The organism is Bradyrhizobium sp. 61 (assembly GCF_023073075.1).
GTDB lineage: Bacteria > Pseudomonadota > Alphaproteobacteria > Rhizobiales > Xanthobacteraceae > Bradyrhizobium > Bradyrhizobium barranii.
Genome location: NZ_JADPIU010000043.1, coordinates 1 through 2500 on the forward strand (window position 1 = coordinate 1; position 2500 = coordinate 2500).

At 54.4% G+C, this 2500-nt stretch carries 2 tRNA genes and 1 rRNA gene; all 3 read left to right on the forward strand.

What is annotated here, in order from left to right:
- Positions 1-325 precede the first annotated feature (325 nt).
- Positions 326-1814 (forward strand): 16S ribosomal RNA (locus tag IVB46_RS12560).
- A gap of 188 nt (positions 1815-2002) precedes the next feature.
- Positions 2003-2079: transfer RNA gene (locus tag IVB46_RS12565), tRNA-Ile, on the forward strand.
- Positions 2080-2112: 33 nt separating this feature from the next.
- Positions 2113-2188 (forward strand) — tRNA-Ala (locus IVB46_RS12570).
- Positions 2189-2500: the final 312 nt, after the last annotated feature.

The following is a 2500-nucleotide window of genomic DNA, read 5'->3' on the forward strand; positions in this document are numbered from 1 at the left end:
TAAGTCGATTGGAGTTCATTCATCGTCGGTAAGGGTGTCGGAACCCTTCCACTCTGGAAGGTTGGGGCCTCCTGGTCCCGGGCTGTTTGACAAGTGAAGATGAAGAAAGAGAAACGTGGACGGCGGAGTCCTTGCGCCTCTCGGACACTGAAGAGCTTCGGCTTTTGAGTTCTGAGAGGGGACGAAAGACTTCGGCGGTACACGTTTTAAAGGAAACACCATCGCTGCCAGCGATGTGAATCGCGGGCAGCTCGGCGACTTCGGTTGTCGAAATAATGGTGGGACCTCGTCAAACGTTGTGATCAGCCGGTTCAAAGTTCAAGTCCAACTTGAGAGTTTGATCCTGGCTCAGAGCGAACGCTGGCGGCAGGCTTAACACATGCAAGTCGAGCGGGCGTAGCAATACGTCAGCGGCAGACGGGTGAGTAACGCGTGGGAACGTACCTTTTGGTTCGGAACAACACAGGGAAACTTGTGCTAATACCGGATAAGCCCTTACGGGGAAAGATTTATCGCCGAAAGATCGGCCCGCGTCTGATTAGCTAGTTGGTGAGGTAATGGCTCACCAAGGCGACGATCAGTAGCTGGTCTGAGAGGATGATCAGCCACATTGGGACTGAGACACGGCCCAAACTCCTACGGGAGGCAGCAGTGGGGAATATTGGACAATGGGGGCAACCCTGATCCAGCCATGCCGCGTGAGTGATGAAGGCCCTAGGGTTGTAAAGCTCTTTTGTGCGGGAAGATAATGACGGTACCGCAAGAATAAGCCCCGGCTAACTTCGTGCCAGCAGCCGCGGTAATACGAAGGGGGCTAGCGTTGCTCGGAATCACTGGGCGTAAAGGGTGCGTAGGCGGGTCTTTAAGTCAGGGGTGAAATCCTGGAGCTCAACTCCAGAACTGCCTTTGATACTGAAGATCTTGAGTTCGGGAGAGGTGAGTGGAACTGCGAGTGTAGAGGTGAAATTCGTAGATATTCGCAAGAACACCAGTGGCGAAGGCGGCTCACTGGCCCGATACTGACGCTGAGGCACGAAAGCGTGGGGAGCAAACAGGATTAGATACCCTGGTAGTCCACGCCGTAAACGATGAATGCCAGCCGTTAGTGGGTTTACTCACTAGTGGCGCAGCTAACGCTTTAAGCATTCCGCCTGGGGAGTACGGTCGCAAGATTAAAACTCAAAGGAATTGACGGGGGCCCGCACAAGCGGTGGAGCATGTGGTTTAATTCGACGCAACGCGCAGAACCTTACCAGCCCTTGACATGTCCAGGACCGGTCGCAGAGATGTGACCTTCTCTTCGGAGCCTGGAACACAGGTGCTGCATGGCTGTCGTCAGCTCGTGTCGTGAGATGTTGGGTTAAGTCCCGCAACGAGCGCAACCCCCGTCCTTAGTTGCTACCATTTAGTTGAGCACTCTAAGGAGACTGCCGGTGATAAGCCGCGAGGAAGGTGGGGATGACGTCAAGTCCTCATGGCCCTTACGGGCTGGGCTACACACGTGCTACAATGGCGGTGACAATGGGACGCTAAGGGGGAACCCTTCGCAAATCTCAAAAAGCCGTCTCAGTTCGGATTGGGCTCTGCAACTCGAGCCCATGAAGTTGGAATCGCTAGTAATCGTGGATCAGCACGCCACGGTGAATACGTTCCCGGGCCTTGTACACACCGCCCGTCACACCATGGGAGTTGGTTTTACCTGAAGACGGTGCGCTAACCCGCAAGGGAGGCAGCCGGCCACGGTAGGGTCAGCGACTGGGGTGAAGTCGTAACAAGGTAGCCGTAGGGGAACCTGCGGCTGGATCACCTCCTTTCTAAGGATGGTTCTTCAGAAGCTTGCTTCTATCGAACCGTTTTAGAAACATCAGTGGCCAACGATCGTCAGGATTGTTGAGCTGCATTGGCGGGATTTCGCCGTCTTCGTTTCTCTTTCTTCGCGGACGAACACGCGCTGGGGCTGCAACCTTGCAGAATCCCTGGTCCTTGACTGGATATGCGTTAGGGGCTTGTAGCTCAGTTGGTTAGAGCGCGCGCTTGATAAGCGTGAGGTCGGAAGTTCAAGTCTTCCCAGGCCCACCACACTCATCGAGTGAGCATTCGTCTTCTGGTTACGGGGCCATAGCTCAGCTGGGAGAGCGCGTGCTTTGCAAGCATGAGGTCGTCGGTTCGATCCCGTCTGGCTCCACCAGATGGTTTGATCATCGGCTGATCGTGCACCTGAATCGTCCGCGAAACATCACTTCGCACTTGCTAGTCCGGATGGACAGTAAGCTGCGTGATTTCTGACATCGTAAAGAGGAGATCGATCCGAGTTGGATCGGGCAACAAGCAATTGTTGCGCGATACTTCATTATCTCCGGATCATTTCGGCGCTCGTGCGCCTTTCAATGTAGCTCACAAGGCTGCGTCTGAGAGGAATGCGAGTTGTAAATGATCCTTTTAGCGAAGCTTGACCGCCTCGCTATCGGAACGATCTTACGAAGCAAGCTGGTCTTTCTAA